The organism is Flavobacterium sp. K5-23, from assembly GCF_023278045.1.
Classification (GTDB): domain Bacteria; phylum Bacteroidota; class Bacteroidia; order Flavobacteriales; family Flavobacteriaceae; genus Flavobacterium.
In genome coordinates, this window is the sequence record NZ_CP056783.1 from 3,278,870 (window position 1) to 3,304,941 (window position 26,072).

Annotated in this window: 24 protein-coding genes; 15 read left to right on the forward strand and 9 right to left on the reverse strand. The window is 33.7% G+C overall.

The features are described 5' to 3' along the window. Window positions 1-7: 7 nt before the first annotated feature. The 9 genes from FLAK523_RS14215 to FLAK523_RS14255 all read left to right on the forward strand — a co-directional run bounded on the left by FLAK523_RS14215 (window position 8) and on the right by FLAK523_RS14255 (window position 10,094). The gene (locus FLAK523_RS14215) at window positions 8-724 is read left to right on the forward strand and encodes an ABC transporter ATP-binding protein (protein WP_248904693.1); all 717 of its coding nucleotides are present in this window, start codon (window positions 8-10) and stop codon (window positions 722-724) included. 75 nt (window positions 725-799) lie between these two features. Continuing rightward, window positions 800-1,657, forward strand: a complete 858-nt coding sequence (locus FLAK523_RS14220; protein WP_248904695.1) for a RimK family alpha-L-glutamate ligase — start codon at window positions 800-802, stop codon at window positions 1,655-1,657. A 54-nt stretch (window positions 1,658-1,711) separates the two neighbouring features. After that, entirely contained in the window at window positions 1,712-2,281 is a 570-nt protein-coding gene (locus FLAK523_RS14225; RefSeq protein ID WP_248904703.1) for a cob(I)yrinic acid a,c-diamide adenosyltransferase, read from the forward strand. A 160-nt stretch (window positions 2,282-2,441) separates the two neighbouring features. Further along, window positions 2,442-2,663, forward strand: a complete 222-nt coding sequence (locus FLAK523_RS14230; protein ID WP_007138072.1) for a DUF2795 domain-containing protein — start codon at window positions 2,442-2,444, stop codon at window positions 2,661-2,663. Between the two features lie 86 nt (window positions 2,664-2,749). Next, the gene (secA, locus tag FLAK523_RS14235) at window positions 2,750-6,094 is read left to right on the forward strand and encodes a preprotein translocase subunit SecA (protein WP_248904705.1); all 3,345 of its coding nucleotides are present in this window, start codon (window positions 2,750-2,752) and stop codon (window positions 6,092-6,094) included. A gap of 504 nt (window positions 6,095-6,598) precedes the next feature. Further along, entirely contained in the window at window positions 6,599-7,390 is a 792-nt protein-coding gene (locus FLAK523_RS14240; protein WP_248904707.1) for a DUF2971 domain-containing protein, read from the forward strand. Between the two features lie 298 nt (window positions 7,391-7,688). Next, window positions 7,689-8,525: a hypothetical protein gene (locus FLAK523_RS14245; protein ID WP_248904709.1), complete on the forward strand. Its 837-nt coding sequence runs from the start codon at window positions 7,689-7,691 to the stop codon at window positions 8,523-8,525. Between the two features lie 361 nt (window positions 8,526-8,886). Then, complete coding sequence (locus FLAK523_RS14250; RefSeq protein WP_248904711.1) at window positions 8,887-9,396, forward strand: hypothetical protein; 510 nt, start codon at window positions 8,887-8,889, stop codon at window positions 9,394-9,396. Between the two features lie 332 nt (window positions 9,397-9,728). Further along, complete coding sequence (locus FLAK523_RS14255) at window positions 9,729-10,094, forward strand: DUF2200 domain-containing protein (RefSeq protein WP_248904713.1); 366 nt, start codon at window positions 9,729-9,731, stop codon at window positions 10,092-10,094. Between the two features lie 119 nt (window positions 10,095-10,213). Here FLAK523_RS14255 and FLAK523_RS14260 read toward each other — a convergent pair whose 3' ends face one another. Together FLAK523_RS14260 and FLAK523_RS14265 are read right to left on the reverse strand one after the other, a co-directional pair. Continuing rightward, on the reverse strand, window positions 10,214-10,882 hold the full coding sequence (locus FLAK523_RS14260; protein ID WP_248904716.1) for an RNA methyltransferase: 669 nt from the start codon (window positions 10,880-10,882) through the stop codon (window positions 10,214-10,216). Between the two features lie 41 nt (window positions 10,883-10,923). Then, window positions 10,924-11,295 (reverse strand): hypothetical protein, encoded by a 372-nt coding sequence (locus tag FLAK523_RS14265; RefSeq protein ID WP_248904718.1) that lies wholly within the window; start codon window positions 11,293-11,295, stop codon window positions 10,924-10,926. Between the two features lie 84 nt (window positions 11,296-11,379). Here FLAK523_RS14265 and FLAK523_RS14270 point away from each other — a divergent pair, with 84 nt between their 5' ends. From FLAK523_RS14270 to FLAK523_RS14280, 3 genes are all read left to right on the forward strand, one after another. After that, on the forward strand, window positions 11,380-12,075 hold the full coding sequence (locus tag FLAK523_RS14270) for an NAD-dependent deacylase (RefSeq protein WP_248904720.1): 696 nt from the start codon (window positions 11,380-11,382) through the stop codon (window positions 12,073-12,075). A gap of 196 nt (window positions 12,076-12,271) precedes the next feature. Next, window positions 12,272-13,618 carry an adenylosuccinate lyase gene (gene purB / locus FLAK523_RS14275; protein ID WP_248904722.1) on the forward strand — a complete coding sequence of 449 codons (1,347 nt, stop codon included), beginning with the start codon at window positions 12,272-12,274 and terminating at the stop codon, window positions 13,616-13,618. 159 nt (window positions 13,619-13,777) lie between these two features. Next, the gene (locus FLAK523_RS14280; RefSeq protein WP_248904723.1) at window positions 13,778-16,018 is read left to right on the forward strand and encodes a cation:proton antiporter; all 2,241 of its coding nucleotides are present in this window, start codon (window positions 13,778-13,780) and stop codon (window positions 16,016-16,018) included. A 64-nt stretch (window positions 16,019-16,082) separates the two neighbouring features. Here the strand turns inward: FLAK523_RS14280 and guaB are convergent, their stop codons facing one another. The 5 genes from guaB to FLAK523_RS14305 form a co-directional block, all read right to left on the reverse strand. After that, entirely contained in the window at window positions 16,083-17,555 is a 1,473-nt protein-coding gene (gene guaB / locus FLAK523_RS14285; protein WP_248904725.1) for an IMP dehydrogenase, read from the reverse strand. A gap of 182 nt (window positions 17,556-17,737) precedes the next feature. Beyond that, a complete protein-coding gene (locus FLAK523_RS14290; protein ID WP_248904727.1) occupies window positions 17,738-19,096 on the reverse strand; it encodes a DUF5723 family protein in 1,359 nt (452 codons plus the stop codon). 29 nt (window positions 19,097-19,125) lie between these two features. Then, window positions 19,126-19,668, reverse strand: coding sequence for a hypothetical protein (locus tag FLAK523_RS14295; protein ID WP_248904729.1), 543 nt, complete (start codon window positions 19,666-19,668; stop codon window positions 19,126-19,128). Window positions 19,669-19,761: 93 nt separating this feature from the next. Next, complete coding sequence (locus FLAK523_RS14300; RefSeq protein ID WP_248904730.1) at window positions 19,762-20,625, reverse strand: hydroxymethylglutaryl-CoA lyase; 864 nt, start codon at window positions 20,623-20,625, stop codon at window positions 19,762-19,764. A 129-nt stretch (window positions 20,626-20,754) separates the two neighbouring features. Next, window positions 20,755-21,774 (reverse strand): quinone-dependent dihydroorotate dehydrogenase, encoded by a 1,020-nt coding sequence (locus FLAK523_RS14305; protein ID WP_248904732.1) that lies wholly within the window; start codon window positions 21,772-21,774, stop codon window positions 20,755-20,757. Window positions 21,775-21,955: 181 nt separating this feature from the next. On the opposite strand from FLAK523_RS14305, the gene FLAK523_RS14310 reads away from it, so the two are divergent. From FLAK523_RS14310 to FLAK523_RS14320, 3 genes are all read left to right on the forward strand, one after another. Continuing rightward, window positions 21,956-22,480, forward strand: coding sequence for a nuclear transport factor 2 family protein (locus tag FLAK523_RS14310; RefSeq protein ID WP_248904734.1), 525 nt, complete (start codon window positions 21,956-21,958; stop codon window positions 22,478-22,480). 275 nt (window positions 22,481-22,755) lie between these two features. Beyond that, window positions 22,756-24,030: a peptidase T gene (gene pepT, locus FLAK523_RS14315; protein WP_248904735.1), complete on the forward strand. Its 1,275-nt coding sequence runs from the start codon at window positions 22,756-22,758 to the stop codon at window positions 24,028-24,030. A 3-nt stretch (window positions 24,031-24,033) separates the two neighbouring features. Continuing rightward, entirely contained in the window at window positions 24,034-24,621 is a 588-nt protein-coding gene (locus tag FLAK523_RS14320; RefSeq protein ID WP_248904737.1) for a YdeI family protein, read from the forward strand. Between the two features lie 58 nt (window positions 24,622-24,679). Here the strand turns inward: FLAK523_RS14320 and yajC are convergent, their stop codons facing one another. Next, entirely contained in the window at window positions 24,680-24,952 is a 273-nt protein-coding gene (yajC, locus tag FLAK523_RS14325; RefSeq protein WP_248904739.1) for a preprotein translocase subunit YajC, read from the reverse strand. Between the two features lie 30 nt (window positions 24,953-24,982). Continuing rightward, window positions 24,983-25,894, reverse strand: a complete 912-nt coding sequence (gene nusB / locus FLAK523_RS14330) for a transcription antitermination factor NusB (protein WP_248904741.1) — start codon at window positions 25,892-25,894, stop codon at window positions 24,983-24,985. Between the last annotated feature and the right edge of the window lie 178 nt (window positions 25,895-26,072).

Below are 26,072 nucleotides of genomic sequence, written 5' to 3' on the forward strand. Positions count from 1 at the left end.
TCTAAAAATGGCAAATCCATTAATTAAAATAACGAATATCAAAAGAGATTTTGTTCTCGGAAACGAAATTGTTTATGTCTTAAAAGGAATCGATTTAGAAATAAACAAAGGGGAATATGTAGCTTTAATGGGACCATCAGGTTCTGGTAAATCAACTTTAATGAACCTTTTAGGCTGTTTAGACACTCCTACATCCGGTAGCTATATTCTTAATAGCAAAGATGTGAGTAAGATGAAAGATGACGAACTTGCCGAAATACGTAATAAAGAAATAGGTTTTGTATTCCAGACTTTCAACCTTTTACCAAGAACAACTGCACTTGATAACGTAGCTTTACCAATGATATATGCAGGTTATTCAAAATCTGAAAGAAAAGCCAGAGCAGAAGAAGTGTTAACTCAAGTAGGACTTTCGGACCGTATGGACCACCAGCCCAACCAACTTTCAGGAGGACAAAGACAACGTGTTGCTGTTGCCAGAGCAATAGTAAACACACCTTCTATCATTCTTGCCGATGAACCTACAGGAAACTTGGACAGTAAGACTTCAACGGAAATCATGCACTTATTTGATGAAATTCACAGTAAAGGAAATACTGTAATATTAGTTACTCACGAGGAAGATATTGCTAAACACGCACATAGAATTATTCGTTTACGTGATGGAGTAATTGAGAGTGATACCGTAAATAAACAGGAAAAGAAAAGCCCGAGTCAAGTTTAGGAAATAACTGTTTAATCATAGTTAGACAACATCCTTTTTCAAACAAATAATTACGAACGCAGCAATTACAAATAAATGAAAATAGGCATACTCACCTGTGATAAACTTCCTGAATTACTAGCATCAGAACAAGTTTTAATTCCTGCTTTATCAAAACATAATATTGATGCAAAACCAGTCATTTGGAATGATCCAAATATTGACTGGAGTGCTTTTGACTATTTGATTTTTCGCAATACCTGGGACTATTTCGAGAAAGAAACCGAATTCAACCTTTGGCTTGACCACATAGAAAAATTAGGGATCAAAACCCTAAATCCTATTGCAATCATCAGGCAAAACAAACATAAATTCTATTTGCGTGAAATGGAAAAGCAGGGAGTTCTAATTCTCCCTACTGTTTTTATAGATAAAACAAACGCACTGAATTTAAAAGAATTAATTCCTCCCCATTGGAAAAAAGCGGTAATAAAACCAGCGTTTTCGGCAGGCTCCTATCTTACTGAGGTGTTTGACATAGATGCAATTGATCAAATCAATACCCAATACCTAAATATAGCTCAGAAAAAAGAACTGCTGCTGCAAGAATTTATGCCTGAAATTCAAACATTAGGCGAAACCTCATTTATCTTTTTCAACAAAAAATTCTCGCATGCGGTAAATAAAAAACCCGCTGATGGCGATTTTAGAATTCAATCCCAATTTGGAGGTCAATATGCACTCATAGAACCAAGTCTTGAATTAATTGAAAAAGCCCAAAACATTGTCAATACTTTTCAAGGAGATTTATTATATGCCAGAGTGGATGGTATTGTTATAGAAAACGAATTGCATCTTATGGAAGTGGAATGCATCGAACCTGATTTGTATTTCGAATTATCTGAAGGTGCTATTGAACGTTTTGTTAACACAATAGTCGAGTTAATAGCGTAAATTTGTTCTTTGAGATACTCCAATGAATTTCTCATTCAAAAAACACAACTTATAATGAAAGTATATACTAAAACCGGAGATAAAGGGACAACTGCCCTTTTTGGAGGAACCCGTGTTCCTAAAGATCACATTCGAATTGAAAGTTACGGAACGGTAGACGAATTGAATTCGCATATAGGATTGATTAGAGACCAAGAAATGAATTCCCATTATAAAGAGATATTAATCGAAATTCAAGATCGCTTGTTTACTGTTGGTGCTATTCTAGCCACACCACCGGAAAAAGAAGTAATGAAAAACGGTGAACTACGATTGCAAAAACTTGGAATTATAGAAAGCGATATCGAATTATTAGAAAACGAAATTGACGCTATGGAGAATGAGTTGCCACAAATGACTCATTTTGTATTACCAGGTGGCCATACTACTGTGTCATATTGTCATATAGCCCGTTGTGTTTGCCGCCGCGCAGAACGTCTGGCTGTGCATTTAAGCCACAATGAACCTGTTGCCGAAATAGCAATCAAATACCTGAACCGACTTTCTGACTACCTTTTTGTATTGGCACGGAAGTTGTCTCATGATTTGAACGCTGAGGAAGTCCAATGGATACCCCGAAAGTGATCAGTTGACAGTAATAAGTTGACAGTGAAAAACTGAATATTAATAGCTGAATACTGAACACTAAAAAAACACGTTCTTAACTTTTTTATAAAATAAATGATTTTTTACTTGTCTTTTTCAGTAAAAAATTTATTTTTGCACAAAACTAAATCGACAAAAGATGTATTGGACATTAGAATTAGCATCCTATTTAAGTGATGCACCATGGCCTGCTAACAAAGACGAACTTATTGACTACGCTATACGTGCTGGTGCTCCATTAGAAGTAGTAGAAAATCTACAATCTATTGAAGACGAAGGCGAGATATACGAATCAATGGAAGAAATCTGGCCAGATTATCCTACAGACGAAGATTATCTTTGGAATGAGGATGAATATTAAAAAATTACCCCAAGAAAAAGTCTCAGAAGAGGCTTTTTTTTTGGTTAAATTTACAAGTATCAAATAAATAGAAATACAAATATATTATGAGTTTCATAAATAGCATTATTAAAGCCTTTGTTGGGGATAAGTCCCAGAAGGATGTTAAGGCTTTGCAGCCTTACTTAAATAAAATCAAAACATTTGAAAGCGGACTTATATCGTTATCTCATGACGAACTTAGAGGCCGTACATTTTATTTTAAGGATCAAATAAAGCAAGCCAGAGCTGCTGTCGATGCTAAAATAGTTGCCCTTCAACTAGAAGTGGAAGCAATACAAGATATAGACCAAAGAGAAGATATCTACAACACCATTGATGCTTTAGAAAAAGAAGCATACGACATCTCTGAGAAAACGTTACTTGAAATTCTTCCTGAAGCTTTTGCAGTAGTAAAAGAAACAGCAAGACGTTTTAAAGACAACTCAGAAATTATTGTAACTGCATCAGCAAAAGACAGAGAATTCTCTGGAGCTAAACCTTATGTTTCTCTTGATGGCGATAAAGCTATCTGGTTAAACAAATGGAATGCTGCAGGAAAAGAAATCACTTGGGACATGATACATTATGATGTTCAGTTGATAGGTGGAATGGTGCTTCACGAAGGAAAAGTTGCAGAGATGCAAACAGGGGAAGGAAAAACATTAGTAGCTACTTTACCTATTTATTTGAATGCTTTAACTGGGAACGGTGTGCATTTAGTAACTGTGAATGACTATTTAGCTAAACGTGATAGTACATGGAAAGCCCCTTTATTTGAATTTCACGGTTTGACTGTTGATTGTATTGACAACCACCAACCAAGTTCTGAAGGAAGAAAAGCGGCTTATAACGCAGATATCACTTACGGAACAAATAACGAATTTGGTTTTGATTATTTAAGAGATAACATGACCCATTCGCCTGATGATTTAGTGCAAAGAAAACACAACTATGCCATTGTCGATGAGGTCGATTCGGTATTAATTGATGACGCTAGAACGCCATTGATTATTTCTGGTCCAGTACCACAAGGAGATCGCCACGAGTTTAATGAACTGAAACCAAAAATCGAAAACCTAGTGGCGTTACAACGTCAACTGGCAAACGGATTTTTATCTGAAGCTAAAAAATTAATAAAAGAAGGAAACACTAAAGAAGGTGGTTTCTTATTGTTAAGAGCTTACAGAAGTTTACCTAAAAACAAAGCTTTAATTAAGTTTTTAAGTGAAGAAGGAATCAAACAATTACTTCAAAAAACGGAAAATCAATACATGACGGACAACAATCGCGAAATGCATAAGATTGATGAAGCCTTGTATTTTGTAATTGAAGAAAAAAACAATCAGGTAGAACTGACTGATAACGGAATTAAATTCCTTTCAGGAGATACTGATTCAGACTTTTTCGTGCTTCCAGATATTGGAACTGAAATTGCAGCTATCGAAAAGAAAAAATTAGACAAAGACGCTGAAGCGGAAGAAAAGGAAAAATTATTCCAAGATTTCGGAGTGAAAAGCGAACGTATTCATACACTAACACAACTTTTGAAAGCGTATAGCCTTTTCGAAAAAGATGTAGAGTATGTAATCATGGACAACAAAATTATGATTGTCGATGAGCAAACAGGTCGTATTATGGATGGTCGTCGTTATTCTGACGGATTACACCAAGCGATTGAAGCTAAAGAAAATGTAAAAATAGAGGCTGCAACTCAAACATTTGCTACTGTAACTTTACAGAATTACTTTAGAATGTATAACAAACTGGGTGGTATGACTGGAACAGCAGTTACTGAAGCTGGTGAGTTATGGCAAATATACAAATTGGACGTAGTGGAAATTCCTACTAACAGACCAATGGCTAGACTTGACAAAGAGGATTATATCTATAAAACGACTCGTGAAAAATTCAATGCAGTAATCGAAGATGTAACTGAATTATCAAAAGCAGGAAGACCAGTTCTTATTGGTACTACTTCGGTTGAAATCTCAGAATTATTAAGCCGAATGCTGAAAATGAGAGGTGTTGCGCACAATGTATTGAATGCAAAAATGCACAAACAAGAAGCTCAAATTGTTGAAGAAGCAGGAAAAGCTGGTGTTGTTACAATTGCAACAAATATGGCTGGACGTGGAACGGATATTAAATTATCTGCCGAAGTAAAAGCTGCAGGTGGTCTTGCCATTATAGGTACTGAACGTCATGACTCTCGTCGTGTTGACCGTCAGTTAAGAGGTCGTGCCGGTCGTCAAGGAGATCCAGGAAGTTCTCAATTTTATGTTTCGCTTGAAGATAACCTAATGCGTTTATTTGGTTCTGAAAGAGTGGCTAAGGTGATGGATAGAATGGGACTTGAAGAAGGTGAAGTAATCCAGCATTCGATGATGACAAAATCGATCGAACGTGCACAGAAAAAAGTGGAAGAAAACAACTTTGGTGTTCGTAAGCGTTTGTTAGAATATGATGATGTTATGAATGCACAACGTGAAGTAGTTTACAAACGTCGTCGTCATGCATTGTTTGGAGAACGTTTAAAACTGGATATTGCTAACATGTTGTATGATACTTGTGAGCTTATTGTTCAGGATACTAAAGGAACAAATGATTTCAAGAACTTCGAGTTTGATTTAATTCGTTATTTCTCTATCACTTCTCCAGTAAGCGAGAGTGATTTCGTTAAATCAACGGAGATTGAATTGACTGGAAAAATATACAAAGAAGCTTTAAAATATTACACGGAGAAAACAGAACGTAGTGCTAGAGAAGCCTTCCCTATTATCCAAAATGTTTACGAAGATAAAAACAACCATTTCGAACGTATAGTAGTTCCTTTCACTGATGGAGCAAAATCATTAAACGTAGTAACTGATTTAAAACGTGCTTACGATACCCAAGGAAAACAATTAGTTGCTGATTTTGAGAAAAACATCACTCTAGCGATTGTTGACGAAGCTTGGAAAAAACACTTACGTAAAATGGACGAATTGAAACAATCAGTTCAATTAGCCGTTCACGAACAAAAAGACCCATTGCTTATCTATAAATTTGAAGCTTTCAATTTATTCAACAGTATGTTGAATGGAGTGAACAAAGAAGTGATTTCATTCTTGTTTAAAGGTGATTTACCACAACAAAGTGCACCAGAAATTCAAGAAGCAAAAGAAGTGCGTAAAAAAGAAAACTACAAAACTTCTAAAGACGAAATTACAAGTAGTGAATCAGCTAATCGTGAAGCGGGAGAAACGCAACAACGACAAGTAACAGAAACTATCGTAAGAGATATGCCTAAGATTAACCGTAATGACAATGTTACTTTAAAACAAGTAGCTACAGGAAAAACGGAAACGATGAAATTTAAAAAAGCCGAAAGTCTATTGTCTTCAGGAGAATGGGTTATCGTAAATGAATAATATTTCAGAAACTAGATTCTATATTAAATTCCCCAATTGCGAAAGTAGTTGGGGAATTTTTTTTATCCTGAATTTATTTCAGGATCTAATGTAGAAGTTTGGCAGTAGTTGTTTCTCGAGCAATTCCCGCCATTCGCTACAAGCTATTTGGTTTCAAACCCTTTTTCTATCCGCTGGCAGGAGCTTCCTACGGTCGCTCTGCCACCACCAGAAAAAAGTGGTTCTCCACCTGCATAGGCTTTTCACTGCTGTCGGGGCTAGGGATTTAATCATATTATGTGCGTTGTTGTAGTTCCCCGAAAGGATAGAAATCCATCTTTGTGGGATAGTAAATTTCCGAAAACTATTTATAAGTATTTTCGGATATTAAGTTATATATTTGAAATTAATAAAGTCTGACGTTTATCAGACATAGCTACCCAATTTAGGGGTGATAAGTTTTATAACGTCAATAGTATATACTAGTTAGCAGTCAGTCAAAACCAAAACTCTATAGAATCATTCATGGAAGAGAAAAAAATAACTGTAAATCATGGAGTTTTAGATGACATAGAATTACCTCCAATTGTTTATAAGTACAGAAATTGGTCAGATGATTATCATAAAAGATTTATAACTGAAAGAGAAGTTTTTATGGCTTCTGCTCGTTCATTTGAAGATCAATTAGATTGTAGAAATCCAACAAGATTTGATTTATTAAGTAACCAACAGATTTATGATTATTACTTCTGGTCTTCACAAAGAGAAAATGCTAATTTCTCACGTCAACAACATCGAAAATTCGCAAGATATTGGGCTAAACATTCCGCTGTAAAAGATCAAAAAGCACAACAAAAATGGATGGATAATTCAATAGAAGAATATTATGACCATGATGGAATATTAAGTCTAACAGAAAATTGTAGCAATGATGCAATGTGGGAGAAATATGCCGATAATGGAAAAGGATTTTGTATTGGTTATAATAGTCGTGAAATGTTTAGACACATTGGTGGTGGTGGAAAAGTCGATTATGTCGATGCTCTACCTATTATATTACCTGAACCGTTTATGCATTTTGCTGAATCATTAAAAAATAGGGTTTATAGTAAAACTACTTATTGGAGTTTTGAAGAAGAATATAGGACTAAAAAATTCTGGCAAAACCCTGCAACAATAAAAGATAGACAAATACAATTACCTAAAGAAGCTTTCAATAAAATTATTTTAGGAAACAACATTAGTGAAAAAGACAAAAAAGAGATTATAGAAAACACTAAAAATTATATTGGTAATATTGAAATTGTTCAAAGATAATGACCGAACTGCTAATCGAGTAGACGGCTCACCCCTTCCGCAAAGTGTAGCTGCTGCGCAAATGTCTCTGACTTTGCGAAATTTTAATACTTTATTGTAAAAGAAAACATCCTAAAAGTCTCCTGACTTTTACAAAAAACGTTCTTATTAAAAGTCAAGACAACCGCTCCGCATTCTATGATAAAAAACTCAAGACAAGATAAAACCTCGTTAAGTGTTTAAATATATAGAAAAATTAACCTTTCGATATTTTTTATCGGACAACACTGAATTGTATTTTAAAAAAAAACATAAAATTATGAGATCATTTCTTTTTACTGCTGTTTTCCTTGCGTTAGTGAGTTTTCTTGCCTCATCCTGTAATGGCTACATTACATATTACAATAAAGCAAACACCATTGATAGAAAATTTAAGGCTAATCATGATACCGTTGCTTTTATAAAACGATACAATAAACTATTTAAAAAATACAATCCGCCCAAGAGCAATTTTGCCTTCAGCAAGTATGAAACCTACATTGTTTATGCTGACAAGTACAGCAAAAACTTTGGAGAAAAGAAAAGCTTGTATAAACTACTTGATTTAGTGGCTCCTTATAACGAACATTACAAGACATTGTTTCCTATTTGCGCAAAATACGGAATAGACAGCTTAAGTGTTGAGCAAAAAATAGAGAGTAGTAAAAACACTATGAATAAACAACTCATCGATACTTTTTCTGTTGCTTTTGTACGTGATCAAAAACAAGGACGTAAAGATTCTTTGACTACCGTGACAAATGATAGAATAAATGCCAAACTTCTTAAGTGGACGATAGAGAATTATGGTTTTCCGTCACCACAAAAAATAGGCCTGACAGGAAATGATGGTGTGTTTATGCCGATGCTGACATTTTTGAGTCACATTGGGGGAAATGTGCCAGAATATTATCCCTATTTTAAAAAAGCTTTATTGAAGTATGTAAAATCTGGAGAATGTTCTCCAAATGAATATGGAACAATGATAGATCGACATGAATATGTAAATAAACGGGAAATCATCTACGGTGAATACTTGTTTAATTTTTCAGATCTTAAAAAAGTAAACCGTAAAAGGAGAAGTATTGGTTTGAAAAGGACGCGCAATGCAATGTGATGAAAGAAGATAAATAATTAAGATTTTAAAAAATGATATTAATTTTTTCAATGAACCGATGGCGGATTTGTTATCCGTGCACGCAAAGAATATCGAACATGAAAATTTAAAACCCTACTAACTCTCGTTTACCCTCATTTTCTGGCGATTGTTTTCAACGAGTACCTATTTAAATTAGAAAACAAATAGTAGCGTTAGTAACGCGGTTTCCAGAACTAAAAACTACATGATATTTATATCAGTTGTATAAATTTGAAATCCATTATTTATCTTGACCAAAACATTTTATTTCGTATTTTCGTTTAAACGAAAATAATTGTTTTCAAAACTTGCAAAATGTTCTCGAAACTTATTAAACATCATGGAAAAATATTTGCGCCAATTAATTTCAATCGTATTTGAAGATAAAAAAGAAGTCTTTACTGGTTTTCTAATTGACTGGACCGAAGACTGGATATTGATAAAAAATAATCCATTTGATTTTATAATTGATGGTTACACCATTTTGAAAAATAAAAATGTGAAGTCAATTATTCAAGATGAAGATTATGAATTCACAGAAAGAGTAATTAAGCTTAAAGGATTAAAAACAAGTGCTGAAGAAATAATCCCACTTAAAGATTTACCCTCAATTATAAACTTTCTAGCAACTAAACATGAGATCTTCCAAATTGCAAAAAAATCTGATAAAGCAGTTTATCTTGGTAAACTTATTGAACTAAGTGAAGAAGAATTGATAATCGATTTTTTGGGAACAGAAGGTAAATTTGACGGTGAAATGAGTTTTAAACTAAACAAAATAAGAGTTATAGAATTTGACACTGATTACATTAACTCTTTAAAATTAGTTATACATGAAGAAAATAAGTAGCTGATAATATCACTCAATTGGTACTCGTCTGCCCAAGTTCTCTGGTGCTCGTTTGCGACAAATAACTACTTAAATTAGAAACCAAATCATAGCGTTTGTCACGCGGTTAATTAAACTAAAGATTTCCTATTTCCCCTAAACTTGTAATCTTCATTGTCGAAATACTGGATGAGATTGCTTCGTTCCTCGCAATGACTTAGACAACGAAAAAAAAGGGATGTAACCTATACATTGTCAAAACACATATTAGGATTCCAACTGAGAACTAAAGGCAAAATAATGAAAATAGCTATGTCTATTTTTTTGTAAATTTGTTTTAAGAAATTTATGCTATGAACAACACAGCCCATCACGACGAGCGCATTGCAAAAATGTCATTCGCCTCAGTATATCCTCATTATATCACAAAAGTGGAGAAGAAAGGTAGAACAATAGAAGAATTGCATCAAGTAATAACTTGGCTAACGGGTTATGATGAAAAGAAGCTACAAGAAATCATAGATAAAAAAGTAACTTTTGAGGAATTCTTTCAAAATGCCACATTAAATCCTAATGCTCACCTTATCACTGGAGTAATCTGTGGTTACAGGATTGAAGAAATCGAAAATCAGTTAACACAACAGGTACGGTTTTTAGATAAATTAGTGGATGAATTGGCCAAAGGACGTAAGATGGAAAAGATTTTGCGAGTTGGATAGAGTGTTTTGTTGAACGAATATAAAACTATTCAAATAAGCCACATAAATTGAAACACTGAATGTGATTGCTTCGTTCCTCGCAATGACTCCGTTTATATAAAAAATAAACAAATCAGTGGTTACACTGTTTTTGGGTTATCCTCAAAATAACGTGCTTCGATTCGTTTGATGTCTTTTATTGAATTTTTGGCCCAAGCCAAACGTTTCTCCAAAATTTCTTCTTCAGATAAATGCCAGTCAATATCCGTTTTTCTTAATCGATTAGTCAAATTTTGAATAATAATAGCCGCCGAAACGGAGATGTTCAAACTCTCGGTAAAACCTACCATTGGAATTTTAAGAAATCCATCTGCACGTTCCAATATCTCTTCTGACAGTCCGTCTCTTTCAGTTCCGAAAAACAGGGCACTCGGTTTAGAAATATCAAAATCTTCCAGTAAGCAATCATTATCGTGAGGTGTGGTAGCAATGATTTGGTATCCTTTATTTTTTAAAGTATCCACGCAATTTGTAATACTGTCAAACGTATTGATATCAACCCATTTCTGGGCTCCCATTGCGATTTCCTTATCGATACTTTTACCGTAGCGTTGTTCTATGACATTCAATTCTTGGATTCCAAAAACCTCACAACTGCGCATCACCGCACTAGTGTTATGCATTTGAAAGATATCTTCAACGGCAATGGTGAAATGATTGGTTCTGTTTTCCAATACTTTTAGGAATTTTTCTTTGCGGTTGTCCGTTAGGATATTTTCAAGAAAATTAAGGTAATCGATATCAATCATTGTGAACTTTTTTTTGGCAAAAATACTAAAAAGAAGATGTACTACCGGTCAAAAAGTGAATCAATAATCCCTGAAAAAATAGCTTCTCCTAAAGTAACTTTTTTGACTTCTGGATAAATTGGTTCTTTTTCCAGATTCTTCATTTCGTTACCTAATAAACGATTTGTATTTTCCATAGAATAGTAATTCCGAGAAACGATATTGAAAGTGTTCAATCCTGGCTTTGGATTATAAATAGAAAAGGTTTTCTCTTGCTTATTAAAAGCAAATGAAAAAGTTTTGTTTTCGAAATAACTTGCGCTTAATTTCAAAGAATCATCTTCAAATTTCACCTTATTTAAGGAAGAATTAGTGTTTTGGGAATATAAAATAGAAGAACCCAGAAATATAAAAAGGAGAAATACTTTATTCATTAGGCTCTATTGAATTTTAATCCAAATTTAAAAAAATACTTCCTAATAAAATTATAAATTCGTAAAATAAGAAGATAACATCATATGAAAAAACGTTTAGTGGTTTTGACAGGAGCAGGAATCAGTGCGGAAAGTGGCATCAAAACTTTTCGGGACAGTGATGGACTATGGGAAGGACACAATGTAATGGACGTAGCTACTCCGGAAGGCTGGAATAAAAATCCCGAATTGGTTCTTGACTTTTACAATCAAAGACGAAAACAACTCAAAGAAGTACATCCCAATTTAGGGCATCAAATCCTGGCTGAACTGGAATCTCATTTCGATGTTCAAATTATCACTCAAAATGTAGATGATTTACACGAACGAGCGGGAAGCAAAAACGTATTGCATTTACACGGGGAATTATTGAAAGTACGAAGTGTAGCAAACCCAAATTACATTCTGGATTGGCAAGAGGATTTGAATTTAGGCGATTTTGACTCTAATAAAAACCAATTGCGTCCACATATCGTTTGGTTTGGAGAAGAAGTCCCAGCGCTTGAAGAGGCAATTGTCCTAACGGAAACTGCTGATTATTTTGCAGTTATTGGCACTTCATTACAAGTTTATCCGGCGGCGGGATTGATTGATTTCACCAATGCTGAAACACCTCTTTTTTACATTGATCCAAAACCGATTAAAATTCATAATCTGAGGAACCCATTGGAAACAATTCCTATGTGCGCCACTGACGGGATGGTTTTTTTGAAAAACAGGTTATTAAAAGAATTGACTTAACTGAAAAACAATGACAATGGCAATATTTAATTTCAATAAAGAATTCCCACAAAAATAATGGCAATGGCAATAGCAAAAATCAAAGGCAATGGAAAAGTTTAATTTCAATAAAGAATTCACGTAAAAAATCTAAACTTATAACCCATAACTTATAACTTATAACTATTTTTGTGCCTTTCCAATAAATAACACAACAATGACTACTTTAAACGAATTGAATGCTATTTCTCCAATTGATGGAAGATATAGAAGTAAAACCCTTTCTTTAGCTCCATTTTTCTCGGAAGAAGCTTTAATCAAATACCGCGTATTAGTTGAAATTGAATATTTCATTGCTTTGTGCGAGGTTCCTTTGCCACAACTTAAAGGAGTAAACTCCGATTTATTTGAAAGTTTACGTAACATCTATAAAAATTTCTCTACTGAAGATGCACTTTGGATTAAAGAAACGGAGAAAGTAACGAACCACGATGTAAAAGCGGTAGAGTACTTTATTAAAGATGCTTTTGAAAAATTAGGATTGTCACAATACAAAGAGTTTATCCATTTTGGGTTGACTTCTCAAGATATTAATAATACAGCGATTCCGCTTTCTACAAAAGAGGCTTTCGAAAAAGTATATATGCCGTCATTGATTACTTTGACGTCTAAACTGAAAGACTTAAGCGTGGAATGGAAGGATATTCCAATGCTGGCACGTACACACGGACAACCGGCTTCCCCTACTCGTTTAGGTAAAGAAATTGGTGTCTTCGTAGAACGTCTTGAAGAGCAAATGCGATTGTTGTTCAACATCCCTTTTGCAGCTAAATTTGGTGGAGCAACGGGAAATTACAATGCACATCACGTGGCTTATCCACAAATCGACTGGAGAAAATTTGGTGGTAAATTCGTGGAAGAAAACCTTGGTTTACACCACTCTTTTCCAACAACTCAAATTGAACACTACGATCATTTTGCAGCCTTTTTTGATGCTTTAAAAAGAATCAACACAATTATAATTGATTTAGACAGAGACATTTGGACGTATGTTTCCATGGAATATTTCAAACAAAAAATTAAAGCAGGAGAAATAGGATCATCGGCTATGCCACACAAGGTAAACCCGATTGATTTTGAAAACTCTGAAGGAAATTTAGGAATAGCAAATGCTATTTTCGAACACCTTTCGGCTAAATTACCTTTATCAAGATTGCAACGTGACTTGACAGACAGTACAGTTCTAAGAAATGTAGGCGTACCTATTGGGCACACTATCATTGCTTTTGAAGCTACTTTGAAAGGTTTGAACAAATTGTTATTAAACGAACCAAAATTCCACGAAGATCTAGAGAAAAACTGGGCAGTAGTTGCTGAGGCTATTCAAACGATTTTACGTCGCGAAGCATACCCAAATCCTTATGAAGCATTGAAAGGATTAACAAGAACAAATGAGGCGATTGATAAAAAAGCAATTCATGGATTCATAGCTACGCTAGATGTTTCAGAAGAAATAAAAGCGGAACTAATGCAAATCACTCCAAGTAATTTTGTGGGGATCTAATTAAAATTTAAAATAATTTTAAAAAAAAGCTATCTTTATCGATAGCTTTTTTTGTGAGCAAGTATTCCTATTGAAATGTCAACAAATAAATAACATTTTAATAATGAATAATACAGAATCATTAATAAACAAAGGATTAGATCCTAAAACTAAATAAATATGAGTGCCGCAGCAAAAATAGCCGCTACTACCCTTCATTTAGAACCCTTAATAAGCGACTTAGGACTAATCCTAATGACTGCCGGTATTGCCGTGTTAATCTTTAAAAAATTAAGACAGCCTCTTGTATTAGGTTATTTGATTGCAGGGTTTTTAGCAGGGAATCACTTTGATTTTTTTCCCTCAGTAAAAGATATTAAGAGTGTAGAAGTCTGGGCAGAAATTGGAGTTATTTTTCTATTATTCAGCCTTGGGCTTGAATTCAGTTTCAAGAAATTGATGAAAGTGGGCGGAACAGCCTCCATCAATGCTATAACCCAAATCATTACGATGGTGATTGTGGGTTATCTGGTAGGTCAGTGGATGGGCTGGAAACAGATGGATTGCATATTTTTAGGTGTCATCCTCTCCATTTCATCAACAACCATCATTCTTAAAACCTTTGAGGAGTTAGGGGTCAAATCCCAAAAGTTCGCTGGAATAGTAATTGGCTCCCTTATTGTGCAGGATATTGTGGCCATTTTAATGATGGTTTTACTTTCTACAGTAGCTGCCAGTCAGAATTTCTCAGGGGGAGAGTTATTTCAATCGGTATTGAAATTAGCCTTTTTTCTCACTGCTTGGTTTGTGGGAGGAATTTTCTTTATACCCACATTATTAAAACAAACAAAAAACTTATTAAACGACGAGATGATGCTAATCATCTCACTTGCCTTGTGTTTGATGATGGTTATACTAGCCGCAAATGTTGGTTTTTCACCAGCTTTAGGCGCATTTATTATGGGGTCAATTATCGCTGAAACAACCCAAGCAGAGCATATAGAGCATCTGGTTAATCCGGTAAAAGATTTGTTTGGAGCTATCTTTTTCGTTTCGGTGGGAATGTTAATCAATCCTGACACTTTATACGAATATGCTTTACCGGTAATGATTTTAACTTTTGTCACTATTCTTGGACAGTCAATCAGCTCTATTATCGGTGCCTTAATATCAGGTCAACCCTTAAAGCAATCGATTCAAATAGGAATGAGTTTGTCACAAATTGGGGAGTTTTCTTTTATTATGGCGACTTTAGGTATTTCCTTAAATGTAACGAGTGATTTCTTATATCCAATAGTCGTTGCTGTTGCTGCAGTTACTACTTTCACCACACCTTTTATGATTAAAATGGCTGTTCCATTTTCTGAATATTTAGAACGAAAACTACCTCGAAAATGGTTAAAAAGAATATCCAGATATTCCACTAATGCACAAGCAATTCGATCCGTAAGTATTTGGCAAGTGGTATTAAGAGCTTATATGATTCAGATAATTATACATACCATAATTATTACTGCAATCATTCTGCTATCCTCAAAATTTGTATTGCCTTTGGTCGAAAATTCTAAATTTGGAAATGCCATAGCAGCCTTGATTACAATCGTAATTCTTTCTCCTTTTTTATGGGCATTATCTTTACGAAGGGTTGCGGTAAAAGAAGTTGAAATTTTATTTAAAGAACGTAAATATAGAGGGCCTATTTTGATGATGATCTTTTTTAGAATGGGTCTTGCCATTTTCTATATCGGTTTTTTACTTAACATCTTTTTCTCTCCTGTTATTGCTTTTTTCGCATTAGTATCTGCAATAATTCTTTATTTCTTTTTTCCGAAACAATTACACAATCAATACCATAAAATAGAAAATCATTTTCTAAAAAACCTTAATGATAGAGAAGTTGGAAAAATAAACAGACGATACGCCAGTTTAACTCCTTGGGATGGACATATGACCACTTTTGAAATTGCAAAAGAATCAAATATTGCGGGGAAAACATTGGAAGAATTGCGCATTCGAGAGCAAATGGGAATTAATATCGCTTTTATAAAAAGGGGAGATATTATGGTGAAAATCCCAGCAAAAACAGAGCGTCTTTTCCCTGGTGATGAAATTTGTGTAATTGGTTCAGATGCACAGGTAGATGAGTTCAAAAACTATTTACACCAGCATGAAGTTGAAATTCCTGATACGGTTAAAGAAACTGAAATCATATTACAACAACTGGAATTAAACAATGAGGATTTCATTGGAAAAAGTATAAGCCAATCCCAAATAAGAGAAAAATCTAACGGTATGGTTGTGGGAATTGAAAGAAACGGAAAGCGTTTACTAAATCCTGAATCGAATTTAATCTTAGAGAAAAACGATATATTGTGGGTAGTAGGCGACAAGAAAAGAATGAGTCACCTATTCAAAAATTAAGTTTACTAAAAAAGGGCATAAGTTTAAAACTTATGCCCTTTTTAACTTATATATAATCCTTAAATTATCTAGAATAATTAGGAGATTCTTTAGTAATTGTAACGTTATGAGGATGACTTTCATTGATACCGCTTGCAGTAATACGAACAAAACGTCCCGTTTCCTGTAAAGTTGGAATATCTTTTGAACCACAGTATCCCATACCAGCACGAAGTCCTCCAATGAATTGCAACATACTTTCGTTTAATTCTCCTTTGTAAGGCACACGACCTACAATTCCTTCTGGAACTAGTTTCTTAACATCATCTTCAACATCTTGGAAATAACGGTCTTTAGAACCACCTTGCATAGCTTCAACAGAACCCATTCCTCTGTATGATTTGAATTTTCTTCCTTCGAAAATAATAGTCTCTCCTGGAGATTCTTTTGTACCTGCAAGAAGAGATCCTAACATCACACAATCAGCACCTGCAGCAATTGCTTTAGGAATATCTCCTGTGTAACGTATTCCTCCATCAGCGATTACTGGAACTCCGGTCCCTTTTAAGGCTGCAGCAACTTCTAAAACTGCAGAAAACTGAGGGAAACCAACACCAGCTACAATTCGAGTTGTACAAATTGAACCAGGTCCAATTCCTACTTTTACTCCATCAGCACCATTTTCAACTAAAAATTTAGCCGCTTCAGGTGTAGCAATATTTCCAACGATAACATCTATTTGAGGGAATTTAGCTTTTACTTCTTTCAATGTGTTTACAACACCTTGTGTATGTCCGTGAGCTGTATCAATAATGATTGCATCTACTCCAGCGTTAACTAAAGCTTCTGCTCTTTGTACTGCATCACCAGTAACTCCAATAGCTGCTGCTACACGCAAACGTCCGTAAACATCTTTATTGGCAATAGGTTTTTGAGTTAATTTAGTAATATCTCTAAAAGTGATTAAACCAACTAATTTGTAGTCTTTGTTTACCACTGGAAGTTTTTCAATTTTATGTCCTTGTAAAACCACTTCTGCTTGTTCCAAAGAAGTTCCTTCGGCAACAGTAACAAGGTTTTCTGTAGTCATTACTTCAACAATAGGTCTTGCGTTGTTTTTTTCAAAACGCAAGTCACGATTAGTAACGATTCCTTTTAACTTTTGGTTTTCGTCAACAATTGGAATACCACCAATTCCGTATTCTTTCATTGCGTTTTTTGCATCTGCAACTGTAGAAGTAAGCGGTAAAGTAACTGGATCGATAATCATCCCTGACTCGGCACGTTTCACTTTACGTACTTTAGCAGCTTGTTGTTCGATAGTCATATTTTTATGTAAAACACCTATTCCTCCTTCTTGAGCCATAGCAATAGCCATAGCACTTTCTGTAACCGTATCCATAGCTGCGGATACAATAGGAACGTTAAGCGTAATATTTCTTGAGAATTTTGATTGAATGCTCACTTCTCGAGGAAGTACATTGGAGTAGTTAGGAACTAATAAAACATCATCGTAAGTTAAACCTTCGCCGATAATCTTGGAGTTGTGTGCTATCATGTTGCAATTTCTAGTTGAATTGCGTGCAAATATAGCAAATTATTTTGATTTTAAATTACTTATTAGATGATTTGTAAAACGGAAGTACAGAATAGTTTAAATTTAGGAGTAAAAACTTATCTTAATTCTTAAAATTAAAGTCAAATTAGATAAAACAATATGAAAATCATAAAAGGGAAAACTTAATTATCGTCCTCTCTATCTTTTAGGACTATATTAAAACCAAATTGAAAAGAAAGACTATTTGCTTTTGACAAATCTTTATATTCTAATAAATTATCAGCAAGCATATAAAAATTCAACTTCCCTAAGTTAGTCGATAATCCAAGTCCAATATTTTTATACGAATAAGAGTCAGCAGTATAAGTTGCTTTTATTTGTAAGTTCTCAAAAACATTTCTTTTATAATAAGCTGTCATAGCGACCAAAGGCGTTCTCGGTGTTGACATAACAAACAATTGCGCCCCAACAGAGTTTCTATAATCGGTGTCTGTTCCATCACAATTACAGTCGGCATTATCAGCATCATCAAATGAGTACTGAATCGAGGAATTAAATTTCGTTGGTCTCCAGGTAGTATATTTAGTATGGATTGTTTCTGATGGAATAGCGTTCTTAAAATCATTTATCGCGTCAGAAGTAGTGGTTCCCGAATTAAAATTAGGGTTAATTCCCTCATAATTATATGTCCCTATAAAAGTATAATTCGCTACTTCTTTAGAATGTCTTACAAATCCTAAATCAATGAGACTTGCAGTAAACTGAATGTTTTTTTGTGGGTAATAAGTCAATCCAGCATCAATTCCAAGTCCCAAATTTCCACCAAAAAATGTTTTACCTAAAAGATTATCATCAGCGGCATCAGAATTATCATCTGTGTAATTAGTTAAACCAGAAGTATTTAGTTGAATATTCGAATAAATCTTTTGCTCATAGAAAGTATTAGTTGAAGGAACGGTATAAATATATCCAGAATTTCGGGTTGAACTGGCATTAAAAATGCTGGAATATATTTTCCCTCTTATGCCTAAAATCAGTTTCTCATTTACTTTCTTATTAAATCCGAGATGAAAAACAGAAAGCATTTCGGCCTTAGCGCTTAAATCCGACAAATCAAAAACCTTCCCAAGATAATCTCTATTTCCGTCAAGAGCTAAACGAATTAATTCACTAGGAGTATAAGCCAAGAAATCAAATTCCTGGTACATCCCGAAAGAAACATAAGAACTGTTTTCCCATCCTTTAATTTTGAATCCAGCATTAAATATTTCAATTTGTTCGTTAATTGCTAGCCTGTCTTTGCGAGTTGTAGAAAGAACAACATCTCTTAATTTAATATTTATATCAACACCGTTATCCGCAAATAAATCATAAGCCGAAAAACCACTCGAGCCTACATTTGCCGAAATACCGGAAAGTAAAGGAATTCCAAAATACCATTTATAATTAACATCGGCAGCTGGATTAGTCAACAATGATTGTGGTACTGAGGTGAAGTTGTATAAAATTTGTTTGTTTTGAGACGTTGCACTTATTGACATAAACACAATGAAAAATAAAAATAATTTCCTCATTCTAATTCCAAATAAATAGTTGCACCTGAACGCAATTTTAAACTTCCTCCATTTATAGCTGGGCCAGGTCCCATTCGAATTGAAAAAATGATTTTAACCGTAGATTTGAACACATCTAATTTAGCATTTTCAAAAACATCAATTTTAATTACTTTATTATCAACACCTGTATAAGCAGGAACATTAAAAGGGATGGAATAAACTGGCACATCATTTTGAGTTAGCATAATTAACTCAATAGTAAACGCTCTATTAATCGTGTTCGTATATTCAAAATTTAATTCCGCTTTTTTTAAGCTATCGCGAAAATAAGAATCCCGAAATGCATCAAATTCAGAAAATGCTACAATTAAATTTTGTTCCCTTCCGTTTGTAATAAATTGACTTGATTTAACATCAAAATATGCCAAATTAGTAACAATTACAGGCTTTAGCTTTACATCATTTATTTGATCAAAATCTAGATTACTAGAACAAGAAGAAAGTACTAACAACAAAATTAGTGTTCCGAAAATTCGATATAATGAATGTGATTTCATTTTAAACAATTAAATATTAATTTATTGATCATTATAAGTTGCATAAAACGGTTTCCTAAATACTATATTGTTTTCTATACTCTAAATTATTTATTAATGAAACTCTCCAAACAATTTAGAAGCTTCGTTATATGCGCTTTCAAAACTTAGTGGATTTAAGTTTGTTTTTACTTTATTGGCCGTAAAATACGACAATAGCTTTTCAGTGGGCATATTTCCAGTCAAATCATCTGTAGCCATAGGACAGCCACCAAATCCCTGTATTGCACCATCATATCGACGACATCCTGCTTTATAAGCTGCATCAATTTTTTCAAACCATTTATCAGGAGTAGTATGCAAATGAGCGCCAAATTCTATTGCTGGATATTTTGGAATTAAATTTGAAAATAAATAACTTATCACATCTGGAGTTGAATTACCTACCGTGTCAGACAGCGACAGAATTTTAACCCCCATATTAGATAATTTTTCAGTCCAGTCACCTACTATCTCAACATCCCAAGGATCTCCATAGGGATTTCCAAAACCCATAGACAAGTAAGCCACAACTTCTTTATTCGTTTTATCAGCAATTTCAAGAATTTCCTCTAAAGTAATTAAGGATTCCGCTATCGTTTTATGAGTATTTCGCATTTGGAAATTCTCTGAAATAGAGAATGGAAATCCTAAGTATTGAATTTCCTTGTGTTGAGAAGCTATTTCAGCTCCTCTAGTATTGGCAATAATAGCTAATAATTTACTGGTAGTTTGTGATAGGTCTAATTGGGCTAACACCTCTGCAGTATCCTGCATTTGAGGAATTGCTTTTGGAGAAACAAAACTCCCAAAATCAATAGAATCAAACCCTACCCTCAATAATGATTGAATATAAGCCACTTTCCTTTCAGTAGGTATAAAAGGCTTTATACCTTGCATGGCATCGCGCGGACATTCTATAATTTTTATTGGTTCCATAGATTTTCAAAGATAAGAAAACTTGCATATTGGCAAAGTATCTGACTTATTAAATTTAAACAAAATAAAAATGCGTAATTCCAAAAAGAGTATTACGCATTTTTTAATATAAATTTAGATTAAGCCATTCTATAAACGGTCTGCTATTTTTTTGTTAATTGCTTTCACCAAGGCTGGACCCTCATAGATAAAACCGGTATACAACTGAACCAGACTAGCTCCAGCATCTAATTTCTCAATGGCATCATCAGCAGAATGAATACCTCCCACTCCAATGATTGGGAAAGCTTTATTACTTTTTTGAGATAAAAAACGGATGACTTCAGTAGAACGTTTCGTTAATGGCTTTCCTGACAAACCACCCATTTCGTTTTTATTATCGGATTGTAACCCTTCTCTAGATATGGTTGTGTTTGTGGCAATCACACCCGCAATTTTGGTTTCTTTAATGATATCAATAATATCCAACAATTGTTCGTCAGTTAAATCAGGAGCAATTTTTAGCAGAATTGGCTTTTGTTTTGGCTTAGCCAAATTCTTGTTTTGCAATGTTTGCAACAATTGCGTCAAAGGCTCTTTGTCTTGTAATGCACGTAGATTTGGTGTGTTTGGAGAACTCACATTCACCACAAAATAATCCACATAATCATACAAAGCGTCAAAACATATTTCGTAATCTGAAGTCGCCTCTTCATTTGGAGTTAATTTGTTTTTACCGATATTCCCTCCTATTAAAACTCCTTTATTAGATTTAAGTCTTTCTACCGCTTCCTGAACTCCCCCGTTATTGAACCCCATTCTATTAATAATAGCCGAATCTTCTTTAAGGCGAAATAATCGTTTCTTAGGATTTCCTTCCTGTCCCTTAGGAGTCAAAGTTCCTATTTCAATAAAACCAAATCCAAAGTTAGACAACTCATTATACAACTTGGCGTCTTTATCAAAACCAGCGGCTAGGCCAACAGGGTTTTTAAATTTCAATCCAAAGACTTCTGTTTCCAATCTTTTGTCATCTACTAAATATAATGAACGATAAATAGCCGAAAAACCAGGTATTTTAGAAGTTAAACGAACTAAAGAAAAGGTGAAATAATGTATTTTTTCTGGGTCGAATAGAAAAAAAAGCGGACGTATTAGTAGTTTGTACATAGTGTTTTGTTGTGATATGCAAAAATAGAATTATCTAGCCGATAAATAAATATTTAGAAACTAAATTTATAATCATATAAAACAAACCGTATCCATTTTACTTATAATAAAATTAATTGACTAATTTTAAGGTAGTTAAAGGCTTTTAAATTTAATATATTAATTTAATTCAGAAAAAATTATGAAAAAAAATGTAGCTTTCAGTAAATTATCGCCTGCCTTAATTACCATTTTAGTAGTTTTATTTGTAGGAGTAAGTTGTAATTCCCCAAAAAAAGAGAGTAAAGAAATGTTTGACATGACTTCCGCCAAGAAAGCCATAGAAGAACAAAATGCAGTTTTTATAGAGGCTATGAACAAAGGGGATTCCGTAACTGTTGCAAATAACTATACCATAGACGCCAAGTTTATGCAACCCAATGCTAAAGCGGCAGAAGGAAGAAACAACATTCAACACCTTATGTCTAATTTTATGAAATCAGGAATGCCAGTTTTTGACATAAAAATTGTTGAGCTTTGGGGAAATGACGAAACTTTAACAGTAGAAGAGCAATGGACTTTCAGTGACAAAGACGGAAAAATAGTTGATAGCGGAAAAGCTCTTGAATTATGGAAAATGGAAGATGGAAAGTGGAAGATTCATAGAGATTGCTATAATTCGGATATGCCAATGACTATGCCCATGAATATGCCTAAAAGCCATTGACATACCGAGTAATTAATTATAAATCGAAAGCATAAAAGAGTGTAGTACATCACTTTTTTATGCTTTCGATTTATGATTACTTTAATTCATAACATCGTTACTCACAAAGAATGAATTCAATCCTTTTTTTAAATTAGAGAAAAAGCAAGGGGAATAAGAAATAATAATATTAATCCAAACTATTATCTAGTATGTTTATTTAGAATGACAAATGTAAATAATAGTCCCTTTTTCAAATAAAATGTATATTTGTGCTTCATTAAAAAAATCACAATATGCAACATATTATAGATCGTTTCATCAGTTATGTAATAATTGACACTGAATCAGATCCAAATTCAGATACTACACCCAGCACAGCAAAACAATGGGACTTAGCCAATAAATTAGTTGAGGAGTTAAAAGCTATTGGTATGCAAGACGTAACCATAGATGACAAAGCTTACATTATGGCTACTTTGCCAAGTAATGTATCTCATGAAGTACCTACAATTGGGTTTATTTCTCATTTTGACACTACTCCTGATTTTACTGGAGCAAATGTAAAGCCTCAAATTATCCCTAATTATGACGGAAAAGACATTGTACTAAATGCTGAAAAAAATATAATTTTATCGCCTAATTATTTCAAAGATCTGTTGCAATACAAAGGACAAACTTTGATTACAACTGACGGTACAACCTTACTAGGCGCAGACGATAAAGCAGGAATAACCGAAATTGTTACCGCAATGGAATTCCTTATCAATAATCCTGAAATTAAACACGGAAAAATTAGAGTTGGTTTCACACCAGATGAAGAAATTGGTCGTGGTGCACACCATTTTGATGTAGATAAATTTGGAGCTGATTGGGCTTATACAATGGACGGAAGTCAGGTAGGTGAATTAGAATATGAAAATTTTAATGCGGCTGGAGCCAAAATTACTTTCAAAGGAAAAAGTGTTCACCCTGGATACGCCAAAGGTAAAATGATTAACTCTATGTTAATTGCAAATGATTTTATCAATGCTTTACCAAAAGGGGAAAATCCACAAGAAACTAAAGGATATGAAGGATTTTTCCATGTTCACCATTTAACAGGAAGCATCGAAGAAACTGTTTTGGAATTAATCATCAGAGACCACAGCAAGAAAAAATTTGAAAAGCGCAAGGATTTAATCTTAAAAATAACTCGCAAAATCAACAAACAATTTGCGAAACAATTTGGAGAAGATATCGTAATTGCAGAAATAAACGATCAATATTACAATATGAAGGAAAAGGTTGTTCCTGTAAAACATATTGTTGACATCGCCGAAAAAGCAATGAAAGAATTAGACATTAAACCATTAATCAAACCTATTCGTGGGGGAACAGATGGTTGCCAATTGTCATACAAAGGATTGCCTTGCCCAAATATATTTGCGGGAGGACATAACTTCCACGGTAAATACGAATATGTTCCTGTAGAAAGTATGCAAAAAGCAGTTAATGTAATTGTTAAAATTGCTGAATTAACTTCCTTACCAAATTTTGGATTAGAAAAAGAAAAAACTAAAAAGAAATAATAATTGGAATCTTCAACGCCTAAAAAACACACTTGGGACAAGAATAACAACTGGACAGAAGAATTAAATCTACTGAAAGAAATTATTGCCCAAACTGAACTTGTTGAAACTACAAAATGGGGAGGTCCAGTTTATGTTTTAAACGGTAAAAATGTAATAGGTGTTGGAGGATTTAAAAGTTATTTTGGAATTTGGTTCTATAATGGTGTTTTTCTTAACGATGAAAAAAAATTACTAGTCAATGCTCAAGAAGGAGTTACAAAATCCTTACGACAATGGCGTTTTAATGCTATCGAAGAAGTTAACGAGAAAGATATATTAGCTTATATTCAGGAAGCAATAGAAAATGAGAAAGCAGGTAAAGTCATTAAACCGACAACCAAGAAAATGGTTACTGCCCAAGAATTGCAACAAGAATTAGACAGCAATAGTACTTTGGCGGAAGCCTTTAAAAATTTCTCACTCGCAAAGCAACGGGAATTTCACGAATACATTGAAGAAGCAAAAAGAGAACCCACCAAATTCTCCAGAATTGAAAAAATAAAACCAATGATTCTTGAAAACATTGGTTTGAATGATAAGTACAAATAAAAAAAAACCCAATCAGAAATAATTTCCGATTGGGATTTTTACTTAACCTTAAAAAGGTTTATTTTTTAGCTAAAGTAGCACTCATTTCCAAAGAAATTGCAGAACGCTCCATTTTTAATTTTCCAGACATTGTTTCAACTACAACTGTAGTATCAGCAAGCTCAGAAACTTTTCCATGAAGACCACTTTTAGTGATGATTTTATCACCTACTTTTAAAGCACTTTCAAATTCTTTTTCGTTTTTAGCTCTTTTTTGTTGTGGTCTTATCATAAAAAAATAGATTACGACAAACATTAATAAAAAAGGGGCAAATTGAGTTAATTGTTCCATAGTTTTTTTATTCTTTTTTTAAATTTATTATTACAATAAACCGCGACCGGTTTTATTTAGTTTTTTATTGGCTTCTAGTTCTTTAACTAAGCTATCTAAAATACCGTTGATAAAAATACTACTTTTTGGTGTAGAATACTCTTTAGCAAGTTCTAAATATTCATTTAAAGTTACTTTTACAGGAATCGACGGGAATTTCAATAATTCACAAATAGCCATTTTAAGAATGATAGTATCGATTTCCGCGATTCTATCACTGTCCCAGTTTGGAGTTTTATCAACAAATTCCTTTGCTAATTCCGCTTCGTTTAAAACAGTTTTTCTAAACAAGTCTTTTACAAAGGCCTTGTCATCGCTATCCTTATAAACTTTAGGCACACTGAAATTATCATCCATTATAGGTTTCATTGATTTCAATTGCTTAATGATATGAGTGTTTACCAATGGGATATCATCAATCCAAGTCAGTTTATCATCTTCAAGAAATTCGTATAGTTTTTCATTAGGAACGATAACATCCTGGAATAAATCAGCAATAAGCTGTCTGTCTTCTTCAAAAGAAGTTGCTGGATTACTCATATAATCTGTATAATACTTACTTGCTTTAACAGCATTAAGTAACAACAAAATATAATCATCGTTTAAGTGCCAAGAATCAATTTTACGGGTTTCTAAAGCGATGCTAAGAGAATTGTTTTCAGCGAAGATTTGAAAAATGCTATTCTTAACAAACTTTTCGTTGGGTTTACGCTCTTGTGGCGTAGCAAGATGTTTTAAGCTTGACTTGTGTAAAAATTCAGACTCTTTTTTACAAATTTCCATTAAGGAAGAAATCATTGTAAGGTATAAATCTTGAATATTATCGATACTATAAAAAAGAAATTTTTCTTCTTTTTCTAGATTATCCGATCCGTTTTGATGCATCGCATAAATGGATTGCATGACTTTAACGCGTATGTGTCTTCTATTTACCACCTTGTAAGAACTTTAATTAAATTAGCCTGCAAAAATAAGGATTTCCTTTTTTATATTAAAATATATGAATACTTATTTTAAAAGCATTCGGTGAACAGTGGTCAGTGGTCAGTTTTTAGTGTTCAGCAGTAAGAAAGGACTGAAC

What these genes read in the sequence shown, in the direction of transcription:
- FLAK523_RS14215 (WP_248904693.1), top strand. Translation starts at nt 8, where the DNA reads ATGGCAAATCCATTAATTAAAATAACGAATATCAAAAGAGATTTTGTT.
- FLAK523_RS14220 (WP_248904695.1), top strand. Translation starts at nt 800, where the DNA reads ATGAAAATAGGCATACTCACCTGTGATAAACTTCCTGAATTACTAGCA.
- FLAK523_RS14225 (WP_248904703.1), top strand. Translation starts at nt 1,712, where the DNA reads ATGAAAGTATATACTAAAACCGGAGATAAAGGGACAACTGCCCTTTTT.
- FLAK523_RS14230 (WP_007138072.1), top strand. Translation starts at nt 2,442, where the DNA reads ATGTATTGGACATTAGAATTAGCATCCTATTTAAGTGATGCACCATGG.
- secA (WP_248904705.1), top strand. Translation starts at nt 2,750, where the DNA reads ATGAGTTTCATAAATAGCATTATTAAAGCCTTTGTTGGGGATAAGTCC.
- FLAK523_RS14240 (WP_248904707.1), top strand. Translation starts at nt 6,599, where the DNA reads ATGGAAGAGAAAAAAATAACTGTAAATCATGGAGTTTTAGATGACATA.
- FLAK523_RS14245 (WP_248904709.1), top strand. Translation starts at nt 7,689, where the DNA reads ATGAGATCATTTCTTTTTACTGCTGTTTTCCTTGCGTTAGTGAGTTTT.
- FLAK523_RS14250 (WP_248904711.1), top strand. Translation starts at nt 8,887, where the DNA reads ATGGAAAAATATTTGCGCCAATTAATTTCAATCGTATTTGAAGATAAA.
- FLAK523_RS14255 (WP_248904713.1), top strand. Translation starts at nt 9,729, where the DNA reads ATGAACAACACAGCCCATCACGACGAGCGCATTGCAAAAATGTCATTC.
- FLAK523_RS14260 (WP_248904716.1), bottom strand. Translation starts at nt 10,882, where the DNA reads ATGATTGATATCGATTACCTTAATTTTCTTGAAAATATCCTAACGGAC.
- FLAK523_RS14265 (WP_248904718.1), bottom strand. Translation starts at nt 11,295, where the DNA reads ATGAATAAAGTATTTCTCCTTTTTATATTTCTGGGTTCTTCTATTTTA.
- FLAK523_RS14270 (WP_248904720.1), top strand. Translation starts at nt 11,380, where the DNA reads ATGAAAAAACGTTTAGTGGTTTTGACAGGAGCAGGAATCAGTGCGGAA.
- purB (WP_248904722.1), top strand. Translation starts at nt 12,272, where the DNA reads ATGACTACTTTAAACGAATTGAATGCTATTTCTCCAATTGATGGAAGA.
- FLAK523_RS14280 (WP_248904723.1), top strand. Translation starts at nt 13,778, where the DNA reads ATGAGTGCCGCAGCAAAAATAGCCGCTACTACCCTTCATTTAGAACCC.
- guaB (WP_248904725.1), bottom strand. Translation starts at nt 17,555, where the DNA reads ATGATAGCACACAACTCCAAGATTATCGGCGAAGGTTTAACTTACGAT.
- FLAK523_RS14290 (WP_248904727.1), bottom strand. Translation starts at nt 19,096, where the DNA reads ATGTCAATAAGTGCAACGTCTCAAAACAAACAAATTTTATACAACTTC.
- FLAK523_RS14295 (WP_248904729.1), bottom strand. Translation starts at nt 19,668, where the DNA reads ATGAAATCACATTCATTATATCGAATTTTCGGAACACTAATTTTGTTG.
- FLAK523_RS14300 (WP_248904730.1), bottom strand. Translation starts at nt 20,625, where the DNA reads ATGGAACCAATAAAAATTATAGAATGTCCGCGCGATGCCATGCAAGGT.
- FLAK523_RS14305 (WP_248904732.1), bottom strand. Translation starts at nt 21,774, where the DNA reads ATGTACAAACTACTAATACGTCCGCTTTTTTTTCTATTCGACCCAGAA.
- FLAK523_RS14310 (WP_248904734.1), top strand. Translation starts at nt 21,956, where the DNA reads ATGAAAAAAAATGTAGCTTTCAGTAAATTATCGCCTGCCTTAATTACC.
- pepT (WP_248904735.1), top strand. Translation starts at nt 22,756, where the DNA reads ATGCAACATATTATAGATCGTTTCATCAGTTATGTAATAATTGACACT.
- yajC (WP_248904739.1), bottom strand. Translation starts at nt 24,952, where the DNA reads ATGGAACAATTAACTCAATTTGCCCCTTTTTTATTAATGTTTGTCGTA.
- nusB (WP_248904741.1), bottom strand. Translation starts at nt 25,894, where the DNA reads ATGCAATCCATTTATGCGATGCATCAAAACGGATCGGATAATCTAGAA.